Consider the following 23,195-nt stretch of genomic DNA (forward strand, 5'->3'; position numbering starts at 1 on the left):
CGATCACGCTCCTCGGCTGGGGCGGGGCAGACGCAGGTTGGAGCAGATGAAGTCGAGGCGCGCGATCGCGGAGTCGGCCGCGACGAAGACCGGCTCGTAGCCGGCGTCGTAGTAGCCCTGAACGATCAACTCGTGCACCCGGCGGATCTCGCGGTCTTTGGCCCACACGACGTCGTCGGCATCCTCGAACCGGTCAAGAGGATCCAGAACGAAGACGACGTCGTATCGATAGGCCCTCGTCGCCGTCTCCAGTTCGCTGGTCGGGCGCAGACCGAAGAATCCTTCCCAGCCGTAGCCGTCCGGGATGCCGCGGTTGTAGAAGCGGATCCCGTGTGCGTGAGCCTCGTACTCGGCGATGAACGCTTCGAGGACCTCGAGCGAATACTCACGCCGGTCCTCTCTGCGCAGGTGCCGGCCGAGACGTTCGCGGTGCTTGCGGTAGATCTCCCGGCCTGGCTCCTGAACCATGCAGGGGATCCCGGCCGCGTGTACCGCCTCGATCAGATCGTCCTTGCCCGATGATGGTCCGCCGGTGATGACGTAGCGGCGCGGTTCACCGTCGGCCGCTTTCGCAAGCGCGTCCGCCAGGTCAGGGTTGGTGGTCACGCAATGAGTCCTTCCACGTCGGTAGGTGGTGGCGGCTGAAAGCCCCCGTTCCAGGCGGTGCTGAGCTCTGTTTCGCCGTGCAGGTCGGCGATGAACTGTTCCCGTGTCGCTTCGCCGCCCTGTGTCGCGGCCACGAGCCGGTCCACCTGCTCGGTAGTCAGGGTCGGCGTCCAGCCGGCGAGCGCGACCAGGTCGTCGGGTGACTGGTCGGTCGCGAATCCGGATGTGTAGGTGAGTGCCTCGGCGCGGGCCGTCGACCAGCGCCAGGCGGCAGTCACGGCAGCCCGGCCGATCTCGGAATGGCCAGACTCCAAGCTGACCAGACGGTCGACCGTGAGCAGGGCTGCCCGCGCCGCATAGATCGCAGCCCACAGCCGGGCCAGGTGGACCTCGGCCTCGGCGACTTCCCATGCGAACGGGTCGGGCACGATCGACTCGCGACCAGCCGGCGTGGGGAGCCGGGGGGCGATCAGGGTCGGGCGGATGAACCGCTCGGCGTCGGTGAGCAGTTCGGCGGCGACCATCTCGATCAACTTGGGTTCGACCCGTTTGCGGAAGTGATGCACCTCGTGGCCTGCCAGTTCGGCGGCCAACTCACGCCGCGACGTCAGGTTGAGACCTTGTGCTGCCGGCGGCAGACCAAAGAGGGCTCTGACGGGTATGGCGTAACGGGCGTTTGGGAAACGAGCCAACAGGCCGCGTAGTACGCCGTTGAGTGCCGCGGTCCGGCTCACGCTGTCTCCGGGATCGCTCGCCCTGGCGGCAACGCCGTGCAGTTCCAGCAAAGGCGCAACAGTGCTGCCCGGCGCAACTGGAAGGCCTTGCCGCAGCAGGCCACGAACCGCAGCCACGACATCGGCTGCCACTGGGCTTTTTGTGGGCATAGCAGCAGTGAATCACGATGCCCAGGAAAAGCCCAGTCCCTACCCTCAGCGCGAGCGGCAGGATCGGGCATCGACAATGTTGTGGGCTCGATTCCCGGATCTGCCCGACTCAAGCAGTCAGGCCTGGTCCGCCTGGTGCCCACGCCGCGCGTCCCGGTCGAAGATGCCGAGGATCTCGCACGGTCCACCCTCGGCGCCGATCTCGTGCGGCAGCATCGTGGGGAACTCCGCCGACTGATTCGTCTCCACCCGGAACCGCCGATTACCCAGCATCAGCACCGCGGTCCCCGACAGTACGACGAACCATTCGCGCCCCGGATGCGCCCGCATCCGCGACAGGTTCTCCGGCGGGGGATCGGTCAGCCGGCGCCGAACCACCGTGATCCCCGGATCGGCCTTGACCAGCCACCGCATCACGCCGTGAGCCCCATCGATCATCGGGCTCGAAATCACGTCATCGGTCGCGGTCTCGACCAGCTGGTCGAGCGAGGTGTCGAGGGCCCGGGCCAGTGTCACCAGTTGATCCAGCGCGAGCCGCCGTTGACCGTTCTCGATCCGGCTCAGCGACGACGCACTCAACCGTGCCCGGGTCGCCAACTCGTCCAGCGACCACCCCTGCGCAACCCGCAAAGCCCGGATGCGTTTGCGTACCAGGCTGTCCAGCTCACCATCATCTTGCGTCATACGCATAACTGTATGCCTATCCCGCAATACCCGCTTACGGTCGGACTCGTTCAGTCAGTTAGCGCGAGAGGACCCCATGAGTACGTCGCAAGCTCTGCCCACCACGTCGTCCGGCCCGATCGAACCGGATGCCCGCCGGCGCCGCTCGATCCTGATCGCGGTCTGCATCGCGCTGATGGCGGTCATCTCCTCGGTGACCGGCCTGAACGTCGCCCAGCCCGACCTCGCCCTGGCCTTCGGCGCCTCGCAGAGCACTGTCCTGTGGATCATCAACAGCTACACCCTCACCCTGGCCGCCCTGCTGCTGACCCTCGGCGCGGTCGGCGACCGCTGGGGACGCAAAACCGTCCTGCTGATCGGCCTGGTCATCTTCGGCGCTGCGAACCTCATCGGGGGCGTGGCCCAGTCGGCCGAGGTGATGCTCGGCGCCCGCGTCCTCAGCGGCATCGGCGCCGCGATGATCATGCCGGTCACCCTCGCCGTCATCACCTCGACGTTCCCGGCGAAAGAGCGCGGTCGCGCGATCGGCGTCTGGACCGGAGTCGCCGGAGGCGGCGGCATCCTCGGTATGTTCCTGTCGGCGGCACTCGTCGACGTCGCGAACTGGCGCTACCTCTTCATCCTGCCGATCGCCCTCGTTCTGGTTGCGATCGCGATGGCGCTGCGCTCGGTCCCCAACTCGCGCACCGGCTCAGCCGCAGCCTTCGACATCGTCGGCGCACTGACCTCGATCGTGGCCGTCGTCGGACTCGTCTTCTTCCTCCAAGAAGGACCCGAGCAGGGCTGGTCCGCACCGGCAACACTCAGCAGCCTGGTCGTCGGCCTCGCAGCCGTCGCCGGATTCGTCGCCTGGGAACTCCGCCACCCGGCACCACTGCTCCCCGTCCGGCTGTTCAAAGAGCGCGGTCTCGCGAGCGGGTCCGTCGTACTGCTGGTCGTCTTCGGAGTCCAGGCCGGCATCTTCGTCATGCTCTACCCCTACTTCCAGACCGTTCTCGGCTGGTCCGGCCTGCTCTCCACCGCGGGCCTGATGCCGATGGCGCTGCTCATGATGGTTGCCTCCGGCATCAGTCCGCGGCTGACCGAACGCATCGGCACCCGCGCTTCCATGATCACCGGCATCACACTGGCCGCCGCCGGCCTGGGACTGCTCGCCGTACTGGTCTCGGTCGACGGAGGCTATCTCTGCATCCTGCCCGGTATGGCGGCCATGGGACTCGGCATGGGGATCGCGATGACACCGTCCACCGAGGTGATCACCGGCGCACTCCCACGTGAGCAGCAAGGCGTGGCCTCAGCACTCAACGACGTCACCCGCGAGTTCGGTACGGCGCTCGGTGTCGCACTGCTCGGCGCGTTGCTCACCGCGGGGTACCGCGCAGCGATCGGTCCCGCGCTGAACGGCGTACCGGCTCGGACGGCTGATGCTGCCAGGGAAGGGATCGCGAACGCGTTACACGCCCCGCAGATGACCCCGGAGCTGGTGGATGCTGCGAAGCAGGCCTTCGTCGACGGGTGGCAGACGTCGATGTGGGCAGGGATGGTTCTGATGGCTGCGGTCGCGGTCTTCGTGGTGACGCGCGGACCGAAGAAGACCACGGTCGCCGTCGGTGATGACCGATAGGCTGCTTGCCTCGGTTCTGGGGACTAGGGGGAGAACTTTGAGCACGATAGATCCGATGGCGGCCCGGCGCGCCAAGCGTGTGCAGCGGGCGGGCCGGCCGGGATTCCTGATCGGCGCGCTGATCGCCGGGGCCGTGCAGCTGGTTGCGGCGTTCGGTTTCGGCGTCGGGGCCGGCATGCTGTTCGACGAAATACGGGGCAGTTCGATCGACAGCTCCGGTCCGGGCCTGGAGAGCGTCCTGGGGATGGCGACGATCCCGGTCCTGATGATGGGCGGCCTGCTCGGACTGTTCATCGCCGGTGCGACGGCCAGGTATCTCGTCGACGCCTATCGCGGCGGCGAGAAGCAGCCGGCCCTGCAGACGCCCCTCGCGTTCTGGGCGTTCGCCGGCGGCGTCGCGCTGGACGCCCGGAGCTGGAACGCACCACTCACCGGCGGGGAGACGTTCGATCCGGTCTTCAACGGCAACGAGAGCTGGAGCGGGTCGGGCGGGGTGATGGACCACGCGGACATCTGGTTCCCGGCACTCTTCGCCGTCATCGCCCTGCTCGTCACGCTCTTTGCCATCAGGCACAACCGTCGCCTGCGGCAGCAGGTCGCCGAGCGGAACCGGCTGCTCGCCGAGGGCCGCAAGGTCACCGGCCAGATCACCGACGTGACCGTGCGGACCTCGACGAACGACGACGGCCATCACTCCATCGTCGGCGCGGAGGTCATCGTGAAGTTCACCGATCTCCAGGGCACGGACCGTTGGGTCACCCGCACCGTCCAGGGGCGCGAGGCCGTGCCATCCCTGGGCGAGGCGCTCGTCCTGTTCGATCCCTTGCGTCCCGACGTGGTCGACGCGATCTTCGTCGCCTTCGTGCCTGACCCGCTGCCCGGTGACTGGATCGGCACCGTCGCCTAGACGCGAGCGGCCCCTCCCGCCCTGGGTGGGCAAGAGGGGCCGGTTCGGCTGGGACGGAATCAGCCGAGCGTGAGGGTCACGCCGTAGTACTGGGCCGCGTCGACGACCGGCTGGTAGAACGAGTACGAGCCGGTGGCGTTGCCGCCCTGGTTGAAGCCACAGTCGTGACCGTCGTTCGGGCCGCCGGACGTCATGCCCTGGGCGGTGGTGCCGGAGATGTAGGCACCACCCGAGTCGCCGCCCTCGGTGCAGACGGTCGAACGGGCCAGACCGCTGGTCTGGGTGACGCTGCCACCCGCGCCGCCGTAGTTGACGGTCAGGTTGTACTGCGTGATCGTGCCGCAGGTCCAGCCCGTCGTGTTACCGGCCTTGCAGATGGTCGAACCGACCGGAGCCTTCGACGAACCGGTGACCCGGGTGGTCTGGCCGTTGCGGTTGTCGATGTAGCCGCGGCCGACGTTGTTCGAGTCGATGTCCATCAGGCCCATGTCGACGCTCGGCGAGCCGGTCCGGAAGCGGCTGGCAACACCGACACCAAGCCGTACGGCGGAGCGGTTCTGCACCATCGGGTTGCCCTCGACACAGTGACCCGCGCTGAGCATCACGTTGTCGCCGCCGTTGCGGGTGCCGGGGAAGCCGAGCGAGCAGTTCGTGCCCGGAACCAGGTCCATGATCTGGCCGCCGATCACGTCGGCCGTCATCGCCAGCGTGGTGTCGTTCGTGCTGACGTCGACACCCGGGATCGCCTTCAACTGCTTGACCAGGGCAACGGTCTTCGCCGACTGCTTGCCCGGCTGCAGGACGACCTGCAGCTTGTCGGTCGGCAGATCGGCGCCGATCGACTGAACCTGCAGCGAGCCCGACTTGTCGGCCAGCGCCTGAACCTGGGTCTGCAGCTTGGTCAGTGCCTTCTCGCCACGGGCAACGGTCCGCGGGGACAGGCCGTTCGCACGAGCGGTCTGAGCAGCCTTGGCCGAGTGCACGTTCACGACGAGCTGCCGGTCGGCGTTGAAGAACGCACCGTCGAGCTGGCCCTTGGCGGTCTCGAACGAAGCAGCCTTGGTGTGCTCACCATCGAGCCGAACCTTCGCCTCGGCCGGGCTGACACCCCAGCTCTTGCCGAGGACGTCGTACACACCGTCTGCAGGCGACGGGGTCGGCGCACTAGTTGCCGTCTGCATCGGTGCCAGGGCGGCGGCACCGAGCCCGAGGGCGAGAACTGCACCAGTAAGGGACTTGCGGGGGCGGGGTGGGAAACGCATTGGTCACATCCGATTCCACTGGGGCGGCCAGCTGAATGTTTGGCCTCAAGGCCGCTGATTTTGGGAATCGTTGTCGGTAACGCCACGTCTTAACAAGCCTGCACGACGACGCACAGGGTCGCTCAAGGGCAAACCTTCGCTTCACTTTCCGTGGAGCACTCGTCGACCGAGGGTGAACAGCTGTTGAACAACCCAACCGTAGGGTCACCCCTCGCTCACAGTTCTGGTCTACCCGCCCGCCCAGCGTCTGTCAGGCTCAGTCCCATGCATGGACGACGAGCTCTGGCTGCCCTCCTCGCAGCGCCGCTGCTGACACTGACCATCGGCAGTACCCCGGCACAGGCTGCCGGCGACCCGATGAAAGTCACCTTGAGCCGGACGAGCGTCGCGGTCGCCTCGCTCAACACCGTGCCGGTCACCGTGACGGTCGAGGGGTCATACACAGACCTCTCCGCCAGCAAGGACCTCTACGTCCAGTTCAAGCGGATCGGCGGCAGCGGTCCCTTGACCGAGCTGTCCTCGATGCCACTGGCGCTGGTCGACGGCGACGGCACTCCCGGCCTCTGGAAAGGCACCGTGAACGTGCCGTCCACGGCCAACGGAACGATCGAACCGGCCGTCATCGACGGCTACCGAATCTTCCCCGGCGAACCCCCGAACAGCCCGTCGCCGGTAGCCAACCCGCCCGTGCTGGTCGTGAACGGCACCCACATCCCGAAGCTGACCTCGCTGCTGACGCCCAAGGTCGTGCCGTACGACAAGCCGTGGACGGTTCGGTACACCGTCACCGATTCACAGACCGGCAAACCGTACGGCTCCCGGATCAGGATGTGGTTCGGTTTCGAGGAATACTGCCTCGGCTCCGGACCCGGAAGCGGCTCGCCCGAATCCGTCCTGACCGACATCAGCGGCAACTTCAGCCGGGCCTTCGCCGCGAACCGCAACGGCGACTGGACCAGCTGCGTGAACATCCCCGGCAAACCGGACGACATCGCCAGCCTCGAAACCCGCGTCCTTCGCCCCGCCGCCATCACCGCGACCCCCTCGAGGACCAGCGCCCCGGTCGGCACCCTCGTCCCCGTCAACGGCACCGTCATCAACGGCTCCTACTGCCAGGTCGCCCTCCAACGCCTGTACGGCGCCTCCGCCTGGCGCACCATCGGCACCACCGCCGTCCGCACCAACGGCCGCTTCACCCTCAACGCCCAACCGTCCGCCAAAGCCACCTTCACCTACCGCGCCTACCTCCGCCCCTGCGGCGACAAGGTCGCCGGCACCACCAAACCCTTCACCATCCGCGGCACCTAGCCGAACGGTGCAAGCTCCGCAAGCGCCTCGATCCCGGCAGGACCTTGACGTGTTCCATCACACATATGCTCCTTCGGGCAGTTGGGCCGGGTATGAAAGGGCACTCCGGCAGTGTTGTGACCAACAGGACGCCATTTTCCTTGGTCGTCCACCGCTCCCGAGAGGACTGCTCTGTGCCCGAGTTCGACATGTCCGACATCAACCAGAAGGTCATCGCTGACTTCCGTGCCAACAACGGCACCGTCACCATAGAGCCGTTCGCCGGCGGCCCGATCGTGCTGCTGCACCACGTCGGCGCGAAGACCGGCACCGCGCGGGTGACGCCGCTCGCCTACGACGAGGTCGACGGCCAGCTGTTCATCATCGCGTCCAAGGCCGGCACGCCGGAGAACCCGGCCTGGTACCACAACCTGCTGGCCAACCCCGAGACCACGATCGAGTTCGGCCCGGACACCATCGCGGTCACCGCCGAGGCGCTGACCGAAGGTGAAGAGCGCGCCCGCCTCTACAAGCACATCGCGGACAAGATGCCGAACTTCGCCGAGTACCAGAAGAAGACCGACCGGCTCATTCCGGTCGTCCTGCTGCACCGCAAGTAGAGACCTTCGAGGGGCCACGCGACAGATTGCTGTCTCGTGGCCCTTCGTCATGCCTGGGCATGCCAGGTTCGCCAGAGCCGGCCGTAGGTGCCGTTGGCGGTGACGAGTTCGTCGTGGGTTCCGAGCTCGACCAGCCGTCCGGCCTCCATGACGGCGATGCGATCGGCGTCGTGGGCTGTCTGGAGACGGTGGGCGATGGCGATGACAGTGCGGCCGTGGAGGACAGCGGCCAGGGACTGTTCGGTTTGGCGAGCCGTCTTCGGGTCCAGCAACGCGGTCGCCTCGTCGAGGATGAGCGTGTGGGGGTCGGCCAGGACGACTCGGGCGAGCGAGAGTTGCTGAGCACTGGCGTCATCGAGGTCGAGCTCACTGTCCAGACCGTCCGGCAGGTCGTCGAGCCAATCAGCGCCGACCGCCGACAGAGCGCCGTACAGGTCCTCGTCGGTTGCGGTGGGCTTGGCGATCAACAGGTTGTCGCGCAGGGAGTCATGGAAGACATGATGGTCCTGAGTGATCAGTACGACGTGCTCGCGGAGCTGGTCGGGTGGCAGCTCGACAACCGGCGTACCGCCGATGGTGACCGACCCAGTGTGTGGGCGGTCGAGACCGGCCATGAGCCGCGCGAGCGTGGACTTCCCGGCGCCTGAGGTCCCGACGATCGCCAGGCGCTCTCCGGGCTGGACGACCAGATCGATTCCGCTCAGCACGTCACGCGCGCCGGTGTAGCTGAAGTGAGCGTTGTCGACCTGGATGCGGTCGCCGACCGCCTTCGCCTGCTGAGGCTCCGCCGCGGGGATATCGGCCAGGCCCTCGACGCGCGCGTACGACGCTCCGGCGCCTTGGAGCTGCTCGATCCAGAGCATCAGCGTGTCGAGCGGTCCGACGAGCTGACGCAAGTAGACCGTCGCCGTCACCACGACCCCGAGCGTCACCAGGTCGTTTGCGTACAGCGCGCCGCCGACCAGCAGGACACCCACCACCGGGAGCGCGAGAGCGATCTCCGACCAGGGGAACAGCACCGTCCGCAGCCACAAAGCCCCGAGCCGCGCCGTCCGCGCTTCAGCGATCCCTACCTCAGAGACCTCGGTACGGCGCTCCTCCAGCCCAAGCAGCTCGATCGTCCGCGCACCCTTGGCGTTGCTGGCGATGACTCCGGCGAGCTCGGCACCTGCTGCGGCGACCGCCAAGTACACCGGCCGCGCACGCCGTACGTACCAGCGCACTGCACCCGCGACCCCGATCAAACAGACGAGTCCGCACAGGCCGAGCCGTGGATCCAGGACGAGCACCGCCACGATCAGGAAGAGCGCGTGCACGACCGCAACCAGGATCTCGGGCACCGCCGAGCGCAACGTCAGCGCGACGAGCGACGCATCAGTGCTGCCGCGAGCGATCAGATCACCGGCCGGCAGATGGTCGGCGACACGCGGGGGGAGAGCCAGCGTCCGCTTCAGAAACCGCTCGCGCACCCGCGCGGCCGTACGCTCCCCGAACCGGTAGCCGATCTTCAAGGCCCACCAAGACAGAACGGTCTGTACGACGGTGAACACCAGCGCACCGAACGCCAGTCGATCGACCGCGCTGAGCACGTTCCCCGAACCGGCCTGGATCGTGTCGATGATTCGGCCGAGCAACAGCGGACCGACCAAACCTGCCGCGGCAGCAAGTCCGTTGACCAGGACCAGGCCAACCACCGCCCATCGATCGGCTTTGAGGTCCCGGACCGCTGCCGCACGGACTTCAGCCGGCCCGGCCACCGGCATTTGGCTACTCATCGGCCGTCCTGGGCGCGCGACACGAGGTCGCGGTAGAAGGCATCGCTGTGCAGAAGGTCCGCGTGCGTTCCGACCGACGACAGCTTGCCGTCGACCAGGACGATCACCTCGTCTGCGCGGTCCAGCACGAGCGGCGAGGTCGTCGTGATGACCGTTGTCGTGTCACGCCGAGCCTCGCGAATCCGGTCGATCATGGCCGCCTCTGTGTTCGCGTCGACCGCGGACGTCGGGTCAACGGCAAGCAGGACATCCGGTACGGCGTACACCGCGCGGGCGAGCCGGATTCGTTGCCGTTGGCCACCAGACAGGTCACTTCCACCGGCGGCGATGCTCGAGTCCAAACCATCGGGCAGCGCCTCCACGATGTCCTCAGCCACGGCGACCTTCAGCGCGTGACGGATCCGATCGTCGTCAGGCTCCAGCCGCCCGGCGATGACGTCGCGGACGGTCCCGGCGAACAGCTCAGCGTCGTTGTCGGCGACAAGCAAGCGCTGCCGGAGATCCTTCCTGGCAACCTCGCCGACCGGCACGTCGGCCCACAGCGCTCCCGGGTCGTTGCCGAGACGCTCGATCACCGCATTCGCCTCGACGGGTTTGGCGGCGACGAGTGCGGTCAGCAGCCCTGGGCGAACGATCACTCCAGATTCAGGGTCGGCCAGCGGACCGCAGCCGCGGGGGAGTGGCGCCGTACCGGTGCCTTCGGTCACGGGCAGATTCAGGACGTCGATGATGCGCTGTCCGGCGACTCGGGCGCGCGCGATGTCGCCACCGCCTTCGATGAAGTTCGAGACGGGCACCACCAGTACGGCGACATAGCCGTAGACGGCGACAACGTCACCGATCGAAATCGCTCCGGTGGCCGCCATCCGCGCCGACAACCACACGACCGCGGCCAGGAACAACGCTGGCAGGCCGGTCGACAACGCTCCGACCCAACTGGCCGGGCCCGCGACTCGGTAGCCGCGGCTGACCAGGAGCTGCGACTGTTCGCCGTACCGGTCGGCGACGAAGGACTTCCCACCGAGGCCGTTGAGAACCTTCAGACCAGCCAGTACGTCGACCAGTCGCGTCGTCAACCGGCCTTGGTGCACCCGGTAGTCGCCGCCGGTTCTTTCGATCCGCCGCAGGAAGGGGCCGACGGCAACAACCAGCAGAGGGACTCCGGCGAGAACGACTGCCGCCAGCAGCGGTGAGATGGCGAACAGGATCACCGCCACGACGGCGTACGCGACGACTGCACCGACACCTGGGCCGGTGACGGTCAGGGCCATCGCCACGATGTTGACGTCGGTGATGCCCACCGTGACGATCTCACCCGCGTTCACCCGCCGCGCCAGCGACGAACCCAGCCGGGATGTGTGCCAAACCGTCGCCCGGATCGAGCGGAATGATGCGTCCATCCGGATCTTGGTCATTGTGCGATGCCTCGCGATGGCGAGTAGCGCGATCAGCACGCTGACGACGAGCAGTACTAGTGCCCACTTGATCAGTGCGCCTGGATTATGTTGGGCGAGTCCTTCGTCGACCGCGCGTGACAGCACCCACGGCGGCACAGTCAGGCCAACCATCCAGACGGTGCCGAGAAACGCGCCCAGTGCGACGCGGCGCGACTGCGATCGCGTCAGCCAGAACAGATAGCGGAACGGCCCGGCAGTATCGGCAGCCGTGGGCGGGCGCCACGTCTCGCTCGTCTTGTCCAGCCACTCGCGAAACGTCGCCATACTGCAGATCCTCGCAGCATCAACGACTTGGGCAGGGGAGTGGGCTCTGTCTTGCACGTTCCTGCAACCAACTTATTCTGCCGACCGTGCGTCAGCCCAGGCACTTGACGAGCGAAAGGACGATCTGTTGAAGCCCGACCATTACGACAGCTTCGCGGCAGAGTACGCGGCGGCGAACGAAACCAGCCTCTTCAACGCCTACTACAACCGCCCGGCGGTCCTCGCGCTGGCCGGAGATGTGGCCGGCCGCACCATCCTCGACGTCGGCTGCGGCTCCGGCTCGCTGACAGAAGGACTGCTCGCCGGGGGAGCGAGCGTCACCGGCTGCGAAGCGAGCCCCGCGATGGCCGCGATCGCCAGAGAACGTCTGGGGGAGCAGGTGACCATCGACAGTGCCGACCTCGCCCAGAAGCTCCCGTACGCCGATGCCCAGTTCGATGACGTGATCGTCTCGCTGGTGCTGCACTACTTCGAGGACTGGACCGGACCGCTCGCCGAGCTGCGGCGGATCCTGAAGCCAGGCGGCCGCCTGATCGTGTCGGTGAACCACCCGGTCGTCTACTTGTTCGCGAGGCCCGACGGAAACTATTTCTCGACCGATGACTGGACCGACGACTACGACTGGGGCTCGCTGACCTACTGGCACCGCCCGCTGCACGTCATGACGGACTCGTTCACGCAAGCCGGCTTCCGCATCTCGGTCATCAGCGAACCGCCTTTCTCACCAGACACCCCGAAAGAAATCCTGCCGCCCGATCTGGGTGACAAGAAGGCGTTCCTGTGCTTCCTCTTCTTCGTCCTTGAGGCCGAGTGAAGAGATATATTCTGTTCGATCACGACGGCGTCCTGGTCGATACCGAGTTCTGGTACTACCAAGCTGGCTCGCGCGCGTTGGCCGAGGTCGGGTTCACGCTCGACCGGGAGCAGTATCACCAGGACACGAACCAGGGGATAGGCACCTGGGCGCAGGCCAGGGCAGCAGGCGTCGACGAGCAGACGATCGACCGGCAGCGAATCGTCCGCGACGCGTACTACCAGGAATACCTGCGCACCGAGGCCATCGAGATCGAAGGCGTCGTCGAAACGCTCGCCGAACTGTCGGCACAGGTGCGGATGGCCATCGTGACAACGTCGAAGCGCGCCGATTTCGATCTGATCCACGAGAAGCGTCACATCACGCAATTCATGGAGTTTGTCCTGGTTCGCGAAGACTACGTCCGCAGCAAGCCGCATCCCGAGCCCTATCTCACCGGCCTGAAACGCTTCGGAGCCAGCGCCGGAGAAGCTTTGATCATCGAGGATTCCGCGCGCGGACTGCAGTCCGCGGTGGCAGCCGGCATCGACTGCGCCATCGTTCACAACGAGTTCACCAGGGGACAGGACTTCACTCAAGCCACCCACCGCATCAGGTCCCTGTCCGAACTGAGAGAGCTTCTCCTCTAGATCGCCGACCACCTCATCGAGGAGCGGCGAGCACCTTGCCGATGGCACGCCGCGCGTAGTTCGCCAGTGCCAGGTTGGTGTCCCTGTGGTGCTGCAACGCAATCAGGGCCTGGGACAACACGCGTCCGCGGCCGCGGAGCCACGTCGCGTCGTCGACATCGAGCGCCGTACGGAACTTGTCGTGGAGGTTCCCGGCCAGCACGTGCCAGGCGGGAAAGAGATCGCACGCCGGATCGCCGACACCGCAGGTCTCGAAATCCAGGACCGCGGTCAGTCGGCCTTCCGGCGACACGAGCAGGTTGCCTGGGGTCAGGTCCGAATGGACCCACACCTCGCGCCCGTCGTACGGCGCCGCTAGGGACTCCTCCCACGATGCCAGCGCTGCGCGAGTGTCGATCAGGCCAGCAAGCGCTCCGATCGCATCCCGCGTAGGGGCGTCCAGCGAGACCATCGAAGCGCGCGTACGGCGCTCGCCCAGGTACGCCGGCGTCCGGTCTGGCAGGTCGATCCGCCGGAACGCATCGATGAACGCTGCGAGGTCCGTCGCCAACTGGCAGGGGTCGGCAAGCGCGTCGGCGGTGGGGTGCGTACCGGTGAGCCAGCGGGAGACGGACCATACGCCTGGATATGCGTCTCTGGGGGAGCCGATCGCTTCGACAGAAGGAATGGTCACCGGTAGGAACGGCGCGAGTGCCGCAAGTTTCGTTTGCTCCCGTTGCACCATGTCGGTGCTCGAGGGCTCGTGTGGCAGCCGTACGGACAGATCGGGACCGAGGCGGTAGACCGCGTTCACCAATCCGCTGGAATCAATCGGTGCCAGCGGCAACGTGCACCACTGCGGAAACTGAGCAATCAGCAGCTCGCGGACAAGCTGTGTGTCGATGCCGGCATGGGGGTTCACGTGACCACTCGAACGTTCAGGGCTGTCCGCTGTCAACGGGGTTTCCTGGCGAAAACCATTGGTGCCCGGCTCGCTCCGCTGATGGACTGACGCCCCACCGCGAGTCTGCAGCGTGACGGAGGTAGTGGTTGTGGCGGATTACGACGTGCTTGCCGAGGTGTACGAATGGCTCATCTCGGAGGCAAAGTTGCCGCCGGCCGAGTTCGCTGCGTCGTTCGACGACGTCCTCAGTCTCCTGCCGTCGAACGCTCGCGTCCTCGACTGTTCGTGCGGAACCGGACAGTTGGCGGTCGGCCTCGCCGGTCGCGGGATGCAGGTTGTCGCAACTGACGCCAGCGAAGCGATGGTTCGTCGTACTGCAGGGTTGGCTGAAGAGTTCGGGGCATCCGTCCGGGCGGTGCGGGCGAGCTGGGAAGAGTTACCCAACCATTTCGAGGACGAAACGTTCGACATGGTGTTCTGCGTTGGCAACTCGCTCCACCATGCTGCGGGCGCCACAGGTAGGGGAGCCGCGCTGGAGTCGATGTCACGCCTCCTGCGCCCTGGCGGGCGCTTGGTACTCACATCCCGCACTTGGGAACTCGTGAGGGCCAGAGGTTCCCGGCTCGACATCAGTGACCGACTCGTCCGCCGAAACGGTCGCGATGCCGTCGTGGTCTACCGCTGGGAGATTGCGTCGCATTGGGAGGAGGAACACCACATCGAGATTGCGATCGCGCAAGTTGATGGGACTGGATCGGTTCTTGTTCGCTCAGAACTGCTGTCCTGCTGGCCCTACCGGTACGAGGAACTCGAAGCCGAGCTGCACCGGGTCGGACTCCGGATCGAACTGAGCACGTTCGATCTTGAGGCCGAGAACTACCTGGTGGTCGCGAGGAGAGGGGCATAATCCGTACTAGTTGACATAATGTCGCTTATCGGCGCATTCAGTAGGGGGTCTCAGGGAGAGGTGGGTCGCCTGGATCCACTTGGATTGTCCTTGTTTACAAGCCTTCATGAGCAAGGCCGGTTGAGACGCCGCACGCCGTGGTGACGATGCGATCGTCCGCAAGCTTCAGTAGTTGCCTGAGTGGATCATCGTCGGTGAATCGGCAGCGATGATCCAAGCTGGCCCTGAATACTGTCTGTTACGAATGTGACGCTACGGAGTTATGTGAGAGCGATCTGGCGACCGCCTTGCGAGTTTGGGTGCGATGTCCGCGGCTTAGGATGCCGCTCTCAGAACCATGTCCTACAGCTATCGGCGCCCCGGCATTCAGGAGGTCGCTCACGGTCGCCGGTTCATGAGCAGTGACTCAGCGAATGCATCGGCGCCGAATTATGAGATCCCGCCGTCAATTGATCTAATGGCCCGCAGAATCCCCCATGGAGCGTTTATGCGCTCTCGGATATTTCTGTCATGCATAATTGCTATTATGCAGCAAATGCGGGGGATTAAGGTCAACTACTGTTGCTTAGAGCAACAACTAAGCTAAGGCCTCCCTCCCCCTAGTTCGCGCTGGCGGAAACTGTCGGTGGCGAACGGTAGAACTCCCCCATGAAGGTTCTCGAAGCACAGTCGGCATTCTTCGCCGCCCGCCGGCCGCGGAAGGACTCCCCTCACACCACCGATGCCTACCGTCGTGACCTGGCCGGGATCACGGCGCTGCTCACCGAAACACCTGAAGAGCTTGGCGTTGACAGTCTCACTGCTCAAGCGCTCCGGTCCGCATTCGGTGCATTCGCCGACGGGCACGCGAAGAGTTCAGTCCTGCGTGCCTGGTCGACCTGGAACCAGTTCCTCACGTTCTGCGTGTCCGACGGCCTGCTCGCGGGTAATCCGATGGGCGCCGTCGCCAGACCCAAAGCCCCTCCCCTCTCCCCCAAGCCTTTGCGCGGTGAAGACACCCCGGAGAAGCTCCTCGCCGCCGCGGCCGGTGGCGCGCGTCAGGCCAGAGATCCTTGGCCCGAGCGCGACGTCCTGGTGATCGCACTCGGACTGGTCGCCGGTCTCCGCTCGGCGGAAATGCGGACGCTGACCGCTCAATCACTCGCGGGAAGACCGGGTGAAATGCGATTACACGTGCACGGAAAAGGCAGCCGGGACAGATCGATCCCGGTTCAACCGATCATGGAGAAGATTATTGATTCGTACGTCGCTTCGTGCCGCCGGCGCTTTCCGAAGGAAAGGTTCGGGCGCTCCACACCACTGCTGCTGAACCGTGCGGGCGAGCCGATCGGCCGTGGCGGACTCGAGTACCTGGTCAAGTCCTGCTACCGCTGGGCGGGCCTGCACGATCAGGTCCCCGTCGGCGCGAATCTGCATGCGTTGCGGCACACGTTCGCGACCAGGTTGGCCGAGGATGGCGCGACCGCCTCCGAGATCATGACGCTGCTCGGACACGCCAGCCTGGCGACGAGCCAGAACTACATAGAGGCGACCGGCCGCGAGCAACGAGCCGCTGCCGCAAGCAACCGGACCTACCGCTCGCTCGACAGAGTCCTCGATCCCACCGCACCGAGCGAGCAGCAGACGGGAGTCCATTAGATGCAGCAGCCCTCGTCTCAGGCCGCTGAAGCCAAGATTCCGATCTCAGTCGCTCTGCTTGTGCGCGATGGTCTCGTGCTCCTGGTGCATCGCCATCCATCGCGTCGGTGGTATCCCGACTGCTGGAGCTTCTCCGCGGGCGGGCATGTCGAGGCAGGCGAGTTGCCTGAACAAGCCGTCGTCCGGGAATGCCGCGAAGAACTCGGGGTCCACGTCCACGACGCCGTACCCATCCCGATGACGATCAGCGACCCGACCCTCGACGTGCACGCGTTCCTCGTCACGCGCTGGGACGGGGAACCTGTCAACGCGGCACCGGAGGAGCATGACGATCTTCGCTGGTTCCTGCCCAGCGAGCTCCCATACTTGAAGCTGGGCCACCCGGAGAGCCTGCCGAGCATCCTCTCCCCCTTGGCCGGTCGACGGCCTGACTGGTGAGGTTCAGGCCGGTTGGACCGTACGGCGCATGACGGTGTTCTTCAGCCCTTTGGGACGGACGAAGGTGAAGCCGGCCTGCTCGTACATCGTGCGGGTGCCGTTGTAGACGAACGAGTTGCTCATCCGCTTCTCGCCGATCTCGTGCGGGTATCCCTCGACGACACCGCCGCCGTGCGCGGCAATCTGATCGAGCGCACCCGTCAGAGCGATCTTGGCGTAGCCCTGCTTGCGGTATCGCTTGTCGACGAAGATGCAGGTGATCCGGTAGTCGGGCGTGACGTCGAGCTCGGCGAGGTACTGCTTGCTGTGATGGATGTTCGGCAGCTCATCCGGCGTACCGTATTCCGCCCAGGCAATCGCCTCGTCATCAACCATCACCAGCGCCGCATGAGCCTGTCCGGCCTCGACCAGCTGCCGCTTCAGCGCGCGATTGCCCTCGAATCCCTGACCCCGCTCAGCGCAGTCAGGGTGAAAGTAGATGCACCAGCACCCACCGAAGATTCCGTTGTGCCGCTCCACCAGGCCGGCGAACGCATCCCAGGTGTCAGCACTCAACGGCTGAACCGAATACTCACTCGCCCCCATGGCGCCGATCGTAAGCCACGTTCGGGCAGGCTGGGGAGCGCTACGGACCCAAAACGTCAGGCAACACTCCCCAGCCCTCGGGCCTCCGGTTTCGTCGTCGACTGAATCTTTGTGGTCTCCCAAGGCCTCTCTGCGGCAGTAGGACTCCCACAAAGATCGCTTCCAATCAGCGCTTGATCGAGTTGAATTCTGTTGTCTCCAGGCTCGGACGGGTGTTTCGATGGCGCACATGTCGCTGCCGACTCCGACGCTACTCACCGACCGCCTCCGCCTGCGCCCCTTCGAGGATGCTGACCGAGGCGACCTCTTCGCGCTCCACAGCAACGCCGACGTACTGCGCTACTGGGACTCGCCACCGTGGACCGAGCCCGCGCGAGCTGAGCGCTTCGTCGCGGCCTGCCGGGCAATGGCCGCCGAAGGCACCGGTGCCCGGCTAGCCGTCGAGCGCGCGGCCGATGGAGTGTTCCTAGGCTGGTGCAGCCTGACTGAGTGGAACCCGGACTTTCGCAGCGCATCGCTGGGCTACTGCTACAACGCTGCCGCCTGGGGCAACGGCTATGCAACCGAAGCTGCGCGCGCCCTCCTCGGATGGGCCTACGGCACGCTCGACCTCAACCGGGTCCAAGCCGAGGCTGACACCCGCAACGCACCCTCGGCCCGCGTCCTCCAAAAACTCGGCTTCCTCCTCGAAGGCACCCTGCGCGAAGACTGCATCGTGAACGGCGACGTCTCCGACTCCTGGGTCTACGGCCTGCTCAGGCGAGACTGGAAACCCTGACGTGGACATCGACGTCGTCACGCCAGATCGCTGGCCCGATCTCGTGCAGCTGTTCGAACGCCCCGGCCCGCGAGGCGGCGTACCGGTTCCTGGTCATTGCTGGTGCATGTTGTGGCGCGACAAGCTCGACACAAGAGCCGACCGCAAAGCCGGCCTGAAATCCGTCGTTGACGAGGGCCGCTCCCCCGGACTCATCGCGTACGTAGACGGCCAGCCCGCCGGCTGGGTCGCCGTCGCACCGCGCGAAGACCACGACCGGCTCCAACGCTCCCGCAACTACGGCCCCGAACCGGACGACGACAACGTCTACGCCGTCACCTGCCTCTACGTCGACCGTGCCCTCCGTGGTACCGGCGTCGCCAGCGCGCTCCTGGACGCAGCAATCGACTACGCGCGATCAGCGGGCGCCACAGCGCTCGAGGCGTTCCCCAAAACGGACATCGCGCCCCACGCCCAAGCGAACCGTCGAGCCGTCGAGCCGAAGAGAACGACAGCTGGATGGGCCGCCGCCCGTCGTACGAGTCCAGAGGATTCGTCGCCATCCGCAACGCCGGCGCAAGAACCGTCATGCGCCTGACTTTCGATTCCCCCACCTAAAGGCTGTCCGCGTACGGCCAGTCGGCGTCGGCTGTGGGAGCTTGCCGCCGGTAAACGATGCACGACGGCACACTTCTTACACTCGCCGACCGGGTAGCCGGGCAGCGCACGTTTTGTCGGCGGGGCCTGCGAGGGTGTTGGGAACTTCGAGGGTTTGGGGACTGCGATGGGTGTTTCGTATCAGTTGGTGGTCGATTGCCGGTCACCTGGGTCGTTGGCGCAGTTCTGGGCCGGGGCTTTGCATTACGTGCTTGCGCCGGCGCCGGACGGGTTTGCGTCCTGGGACGACTTCTACCGGTCGATCGGGGTGCCTGAGGATGAGCTCGGGGGTGGTGTGGACAGCATCGTGGACCCTGCGGGTGGAGGTCCGCGGATCTGGTTCCAGGTGGTTCCTGAGGAGAAGTCGATCAAGAACCGGATGCATATCGATGTGAGTGCGGGTGGCGGCCGTGGGCTGCCCCTTGATGTACGGCGGGAGCGTGTCGAGGCAGAGGCCGAGAGGTTGGTGGCTCTTGGCGCTACCCGGCTGGCGACTCTTGCCAACGAAGGGCTGGACCACTACGCCGTCGCGATGACGGATCCGGAGGGCAACGAGTTCGATATCAACTAGAGCGTCAGGTTCCTGTCAGAGTCCGGAGTTGGACGTTGGGAAGCGTGCTTTGTGGTGTCGTGGATCGGTAGCGTCCGTGGCGAATCCACCTGAGGAGCTGACGTATGACGCCGCCCATCAGCCGTCGCACATTCACTGCAGGACTCGCCGCCGGAGTCGTCGCAGGCAGCCTGCCGCAGACTGCCTGGGCAGCCAGCCGTGCTGAGGTTGCACCGCCTGAGTTTGCCGAGACGGTCTTGTGGGACAACACCGTTGATCCGTTGGCCAACTACCACGTCCACGCCCTCGCCGTACTGCCGGATGACACGATTCTGGCTTGCACTGAGGGCAGGCATGAGGTGTGTGATGCCGGTCCGCATGACCTGCTGATCCGCCGCAGCATTGATGGCGGCCGGAGTTGGGCGCCGTCCGTTGCTGTCGTCCCTTCGGTCAATGGGCAGAGTTGGGCCAACCCGGCGTTCGTGGTCGACAACAGCACGGGCGAGGTGTTCTTGTTCCATGGGCTGTGCGTGCGGCTGCCTCAGAACACCAGTTGCTCGTCCGACTCCAGCACCGTCCACGTGATCTCCAGTACGGACAGCGGCGCGACCTGGGGTGAGGCGCGCAACCTGACCGCGCTGTTCGATCACTTCCCGCACAACTGGGCGATGCACGGCCCTGGTCCGGGACACGGGATCCAGCTCACGTCCGGCCGGTTGCTGCTCACTGTCGGGCATCGGACGATCATTACCGGCGTACCGGCTGCTGAACGCCGGTACGGCGTCTCGTCGATCTACAGCGATGATCACGGGCGCACGTGGCGTTCAGGTGGTGAGGTGCCGCTGGGGCCTGGCCTGCCGCACATGGGCGAGGCGCGATTGGTGGAACGCGCTGACGGCAGTGTCATCCTCAACAGCCGGCCTGGCTCAGGAAACGACTGGCCGCGCGGCGTGGCGATCAGTACAGACGGCGGACTGAGCTGGTCGCGTCCTACACTCGACTTCGGGGCCGGCCTGTTCAACGGCGTCGACACGGGCTTCATCCGCTACACCGACGACCGGGTCCTCTTCAGTCGGCCGGACGCACCGATGCGACGGAATATGACCGTGTCGGTCAGCTATGACGAGGGCGACTCGTTCCGCTACAGCCGCGTGGTCCACTCGGGCCGCAGCTACTACTCGGACCTGGGCCGGCTGTCCGACGGAACGATCGTGCTGCTCTACGGCCGCGACGGCGATCTCGACGGCTTCCCGCGCAGTGTCGCAGTCGCTCGCTTCAACCTGGAGTGGCTCACCCAGGGCCGCGACTCCTTGGCCACCGGCCCCGCACTCACCACACAGACCTTTCCGCTCGGTCCCCCGCCGACCGACACCATCGAGTACCCCTTCACCGTCAGCCGTGACGACCAGTACGAGCTATGGCTCCGCTACTACCGCACATCCGACGGCGCTCTGGTCACGGTCGCTATTGACGGTCAGGCCCCGCGTACGGCGGCCGTCGACCTCACCTCATTCCGCGGCGACGGCCATGACGTCGTACTGATCGATACGCGGCGGCTGACAGTTGGGCGCCACACGCTGCGCATGACACTCGCCGGCGCTGGCCGAGGCAGTGGCAAGGCGATGTCCTTCGAGCACCTCTCGCTGGTCACTGCACCGGCGAAGCCGGACGTCAGGGAGGAGATCACCGTGGACAACGACGGCCTCGGGTTCGAGGTGGTCGGCGACTGGAACAGTGCGCGCAGCATCGCCGGGTACTACGGCTTCAACTACCTCACGCACCCGAAAGGTACCGGCGCCAACCTCGTGCGGTTCCGCCCCGCCCTGCCGGGTGACGGTCGCTACGAGGTGCTGGTCTCCTACACAGCCGACCCCAACCGCGCGAGCAACGCGAAGTACGCCGTACATCACGCCACCGGTACGACGACTGTCACCGTCAACCAGCGTCTGCGTGCCACGCCCGACGACCGCACTGGCGAATGGAAGTCTCTGGGCGTGTTCACCTTCAAGGCCGGGATCGCTGGTTATGTCCAGCTCACCGATGCGGCTGACGGGTTCGTGATCGCTGACGCAGTTCGATTCCGCCGCCAGCCCTAGGTAAACCCGCCGTCACCTCTGGTGATCGGGCGGTCACAAACCCTACCCTTACTGAACGGTAGTGCATCTTTGTGAGGGAGATGACTGGATGGGTGACGAAAGCGTGAGCCGCCGCAGCGTGTTGGCAGCAGGCGGGGTGGTCGCCGGTACGGCGCTCGCTGGCTTCGGGCCGCGACAAGCGTCGGCCGCGCCGCAGGCTGATGCGGATGTGATCGTGGTGGGCGGCGGGCTGGCGGGGCTGGTTGCTACGTCGGAGCTGGTGGCGGCCGGGCGGAAGGTGATTCTGCTCGATCAAGAGCCGGCAGCCAGCCTTGGTGGGCAAGCGTTCTGGTCGCTGGGCGGTCTGTTTCTCATCAACTCTCCCGAGCAGCGGCTCGGCGGGATCCGGGACTCGATCGATCTCGCCCGCAACGACTGGTTCAGTACGGCGGGCTTCGACCGTGGTGTCGACGATCCACTCGGCCAGGACTACTGGGGATCGCGGTGGGCCGAGGCGTACCTGCAGTTCGCGGCCGGCGAGAAGCGTTCGTGGCTGGCCAGTCTCGGGCTGACCTGGGTGCCGATTGTCGGCTGGGCCGAGCGTGGTGGGCAGCTGGCTGACGGTCCCGGCAACTCGGTCCCCCGCTTCCACCTGACGTTGGGGACTGGGCCTGGCGTCATGGAGCCGTTCGAGAAGAAGGTTCGGGCTGCGGCGGCCGAGGGCAAGGTGACATTCCGGTTCCGGCATCAGGTCGACGGGCTCACCACCACGAACGGCGTCGTCAACGGCGTACAGGGCAGTGTCTTGGAGGCGAGCAGTGCGGCGCGCGGTACGCCTAGTTCACGGGTGAAGGTCGGCGACTTCGAGCTGCATGCGCCGATGGTGATCGTCACGTCCGGCGGTATCGGCGGCAACCTGGATCTGGTGCGCGCCAACTGGCCGGCGCGACTCGGTACGCCGCCAGCCCGGCTCATTACCGGCGTACCGGCTCATGTTGACGGTCGCATGCTCGCCATCAGCGGCCGCGCCGGGGCGCGCGTGGTCAACCCGGATCGGATGTGGCATTACACGGAAGGGATGGTGAACCACAGCCCGATCTGGCCCGGTCACGGCATCCGTGTGCTGGCGGCGCCGTCGTCACTGTGGTTCGACGCGAGCGGTCGCCGCTTCGCCAACCCTGGTGTGCCCAGCTACGACACGCTCGGCACGCTGGAGCTCATCGGGCAGTCCGGTCACGGCTACTCGTGGTTCGTGCTCAACAAGAAGATCATCGACAAGGAGTTCGTGCTGTCGGGCTCGGAGCAGAACCCGGAGCTGACCCGCAAGGACCTGGTCGCGTATCTGGCGATGAGATTGCTGACCAGTACGCCGCCGCCGGTGAAGGCGTTCATGGATCGCGGCGAGGATTTCGTCATCGCCAATACGCTGCCGGAGTTGGTGACCGGCATGAACCAGCTCACCGGGACCAACCTGATCAACTACGACGCCCTGCGCCGTCAGATCGTCGTACGGGATCAGCAGGTCGACAACCCGTTCACCAAGGACGGCCAGGTGATGGGGATCCGCAACTCGCTCGCCTACAGCGGCGACAGCCTTGCCCGTACGGCGTCCCTGCACAAGATCCTCGACCCGTCCGCCGGGCCGCTGATCGCCATCCGTATGAACGTCCTCACCCGCAAAACTCTCGGCGGCCTCCAGACCGACCTGTCCGGAAGGGTGCTCAACGCATCCGGCCAACCCATCCCCGGCCTCTACGCAGCAGGCGAGGTCGCGGGCTTCGGCGGCGGTGGCGTGCACGGCTACCGGGCCCTCGAAGGCACCTTCCTCGGCGGCTGCCTCTTCACCGGCCGCCAAACCGGGCGAGCCGCTGCGGCGGAGAGCGCCTGACCGT

Annotated in this window: 22 protein-coding genes; 14 read left to right on the forward strand and 8 right to left on the reverse strand. The window is 66.0% G+C overall.

Annotation, left to right across the window (positions count from 1 at the left end; genetic code table 11):
- Positions 1-3 precede the first annotated feature (3 nt).
- The 3 genes from E1263_RS42720 to E1263_RS14825 all read right to left on the reverse strand — a co-directional run bounded on the left by E1263_RS42720 (position 4) and on the right by E1263_RS14825 (position 2,174).
- Positions 4-606 carry an AAA family ATPase gene (locus E1263_RS42720; RefSeq protein WP_165956617.1) on the reverse strand — a complete coding sequence of 201 codons (603 nt, stop codon included), beginning with the start codon at positions 604-606 and terminating at the stop codon, positions 4-6.
- Positions 603-1,490, reverse strand: a complete 888-nt coding sequence (locus E1263_RS42725; RefSeq protein ID WP_165956618.1) for a hypothetical protein — start codon at positions 1,488-1,490, stop codon at positions 603-605. Before E1263_RS42725 ends, E1263_RS42720 begins: the two co-directional genes overlap by 4 nt.
- A gap of 117 nt (positions 1,491-1,607) precedes the next feature.
- A complete protein-coding gene (locus E1263_RS14825) occupies positions 1,608-2,174 on the reverse strand; it encodes a helix-turn-helix transcriptional regulator (RefSeq protein ID WP_132167874.1) in 567 nt (188 codons plus the stop codon).
- 76 nt (positions 2,175-2,250) lie between these two features.
- On the opposite strand from E1263_RS14825, the gene E1263_RS14830 reads away from it, so the two are divergent.
- Positions 2,251-3,798 carry an MFS transporter gene (locus E1263_RS14830; RefSeq protein WP_132167875.1) on the forward strand — a complete coding sequence of 516 codons (1,548 nt, stop codon included), beginning with the start codon at positions 2,251-2,253 and terminating at the stop codon, positions 3,796-3,798.
- Between the two features lie 55 nt (positions 3,799-3,853).
- The gene (locus tag E1263_RS14835) at positions 3,854-4,705 is read left to right on the forward strand and encodes a hypothetical protein (protein WP_132167876.1); all 852 of its coding nucleotides are present in this window, start codon (positions 3,854-3,856) and stop codon (positions 4,703-4,705) included.
- 59 nt (positions 4,706-4,764) lie between these two features.
- Here the strand turns inward: E1263_RS14835 and E1263_RS14840 are convergent, their stop codons facing one another.
- Positions 4,765-5,967: a S1 family peptidase gene (locus E1263_RS14840; RefSeq protein ID WP_132167877.1), complete on the reverse strand. Its 1,203-nt coding sequence runs from the start codon at positions 5,965-5,967 to the stop codon at positions 4,765-4,767.
- 264 nt (positions 5,968-6,231) lie between these two features.
- Between E1263_RS14840 and E1263_RS14845 the strand changes: the two genes are divergently transcribed.
- Both E1263_RS14845 and E1263_RS14850 read left to right on the forward strand, forming a co-directional pair.
- Complete coding sequence (locus E1263_RS14845; RefSeq protein WP_132167878.1) at positions 6,232-7,275, forward strand: hypothetical protein; 1,044 nt, start codon at positions 6,232-6,234, stop codon at positions 7,273-7,275.
- Positions 7,276-7,448: 173 nt separating this feature from the next.
- Positions 7,449-7,874, forward strand: coding sequence for a nitroreductase family deazaflavin-dependent oxidoreductase (locus E1263_RS14850; protein WP_238161251.1), 426 nt, complete (start codon positions 7,449-7,451; stop codon positions 7,872-7,874).
- Between the two features lie 47 nt (positions 7,875-7,921).
- Here the strand turns inward: E1263_RS14850 and E1263_RS14855 are convergent, their stop codons facing one another.
- Positions 7,922-9,649: an ABC transporter ATP-binding protein gene (locus tag E1263_RS14855; protein ID WP_132167879.1), complete on the reverse strand. Its 1,728-nt coding sequence runs from the start codon at positions 9,647-9,649 to the stop codon at positions 7,922-7,924.
- Complete coding sequence (locus E1263_RS14860) at positions 9,646-11,370, reverse strand: ABC transporter transmembrane domain-containing protein (RefSeq protein WP_132167880.1); 1,725 nt, start codon at positions 11,368-11,370, stop codon at positions 9,646-9,648. Before E1263_RS14860 ends, E1263_RS14855 begins: the two co-directional genes overlap by 4 nt.
- 127 nt (positions 11,371-11,497) lie before the next feature.
- On the opposite strand from E1263_RS14860, the gene E1263_RS14865 reads away from it, so the two are divergent.
- Both E1263_RS14865 and E1263_RS14870 read left to right on the forward strand, forming a co-directional pair.
- Positions 11,498-12,184 carry a class I SAM-dependent methyltransferase gene (locus E1263_RS14865; RefSeq protein WP_132167881.1) on the forward strand — a complete coding sequence of 229 codons (687 nt, stop codon included), beginning with the start codon at positions 11,498-11,500 and terminating at the stop codon, positions 12,182-12,184.
- Entirely contained in the window at positions 12,181-12,813 is a 633-nt protein-coding gene (locus E1263_RS14870) for an HAD family hydrolase (RefSeq protein ID WP_132167882.1), read from the forward strand. The genes E1263_RS14865 and E1263_RS14870 overlap by 4 nt, the downstream gene beginning before the upstream one ends.
- 13 nt (positions 12,814-12,826) lie before the next feature.
- On the opposite strand, the gene E1263_RS14875 is transcribed toward E1263_RS14870, so the two are convergent.
- A complete protein-coding gene (locus E1263_RS14875) occupies positions 12,827-13,714 on the reverse strand; it encodes an aminoglycoside phosphotransferase family protein (RefSeq protein ID WP_132167883.1) in 888 nt (295 codons plus the stop codon).
- Between the two features lie 112 nt (positions 13,715-13,826).
- On the opposite strand from E1263_RS14875, the gene E1263_RS14880 reads away from it, so the two are divergent.
- The 3 genes from E1263_RS14880 to E1263_RS14890 all read left to right on the forward strand — a co-directional run bounded on the left by E1263_RS14880 (position 13,827) and on the right by E1263_RS14890 (position 16,679).
- Positions 13,827-14,603: a class I SAM-dependent methyltransferase gene (locus tag E1263_RS14880; protein WP_238161252.1), complete on the forward strand. Its 777-nt coding sequence runs from the start codon at positions 13,827-13,829 to the stop codon at positions 14,601-14,603.
- A 648-nt stretch (positions 14,604-15,251) separates the two neighbouring features.
- On the forward strand, positions 15,252-16,241 hold the full coding sequence (locus E1263_RS14885) for a tyrosine-type recombinase/integrase (protein WP_132167884.1): 990 nt from the start codon (positions 15,252-15,254) through the stop codon (positions 16,239-16,241).
- The gene (locus E1263_RS14890) at positions 16,242-16,679 is read left to right on the forward strand and encodes an NUDIX domain-containing protein (RefSeq protein WP_132167885.1); all 438 of its coding nucleotides are present in this window, start codon (positions 16,242-16,244) and stop codon (positions 16,677-16,679) included.
- Positions 16,680-16,682: 3 nt separating this feature from the next.
- Here E1263_RS14890 and E1263_RS14895 read toward each other — a convergent pair whose 3' ends face one another.
- Positions 16,683-17,264 (reverse strand): GNAT family N-acetyltransferase, encoded by a 582-nt coding sequence (locus tag E1263_RS14895; protein WP_132167886.1) that lies wholly within the window; start codon positions 17,262-17,264, stop codon positions 16,683-16,685.
- Between the two features lie 229 nt (positions 17,265-17,493).
- Between E1263_RS14895 and E1263_RS14900 the strand changes: the two genes are divergently transcribed.
- The 5 genes from E1263_RS14900 to E1263_RS14920 all read left to right on the forward strand — a co-directional run bounded on the left by E1263_RS14900 (position 17,494) and on the right by E1263_RS14920 (position 23,191).
- Complete coding sequence (locus tag E1263_RS14900; protein WP_132167919.1) at positions 17,494-18,042, forward strand: GNAT family N-acetyltransferase; 549 nt, start codon at positions 17,494-17,496, stop codon at positions 18,040-18,042.
- A gap of 1 nt (position 18,043) precedes the next feature.
- Positions 18,044-18,619 carry a GNAT family N-acetyltransferase gene (locus tag E1263_RS14905; RefSeq protein ID WP_132167887.1) on the forward strand — a complete coding sequence of 192 codons (576 nt, stop codon included), beginning with the start codon at positions 18,044-18,046 and terminating at the stop codon, positions 18,617-18,619.
- Between the two features lie 186 nt (positions 18,620-18,805).
- A complete protein-coding gene (locus E1263_RS14910; protein WP_132167888.1) occupies positions 18,806-19,249 on the forward strand; it encodes a VOC family protein in 444 nt (147 codons plus the stop codon).
- A gap of 104 nt (positions 19,250-19,353) precedes the next feature.
- Positions 19,354-21,324, forward strand: coding sequence for a golvesin C-terminal-like domain-containing protein (locus E1263_RS14915; RefSeq protein ID WP_132167889.1), 1,971 nt, complete (start codon positions 19,354-19,356; stop codon positions 21,322-21,324).
- Positions 21,325-21,412: 88 nt separating this feature from the next.
- Positions 21,413-23,191 (forward strand): FAD-binding dehydrogenase, encoded by a 1,779-nt coding sequence (locus E1263_RS14920; protein WP_132167890.1) that lies wholly within the window; start codon positions 21,413-21,415, stop codon positions 23,189-23,191.
- Positions 23,192-23,195: the final 4 nt, after the last annotated feature.

The organism is Kribbella antibiotica (assembly GCF_004349055.1).
Classification (GTDB): Bacteria; Actinomycetota; Actinomycetes; order Propionibacteriales; family Kribbellaceae; genus Kribbella; species Kribbella antibiotica.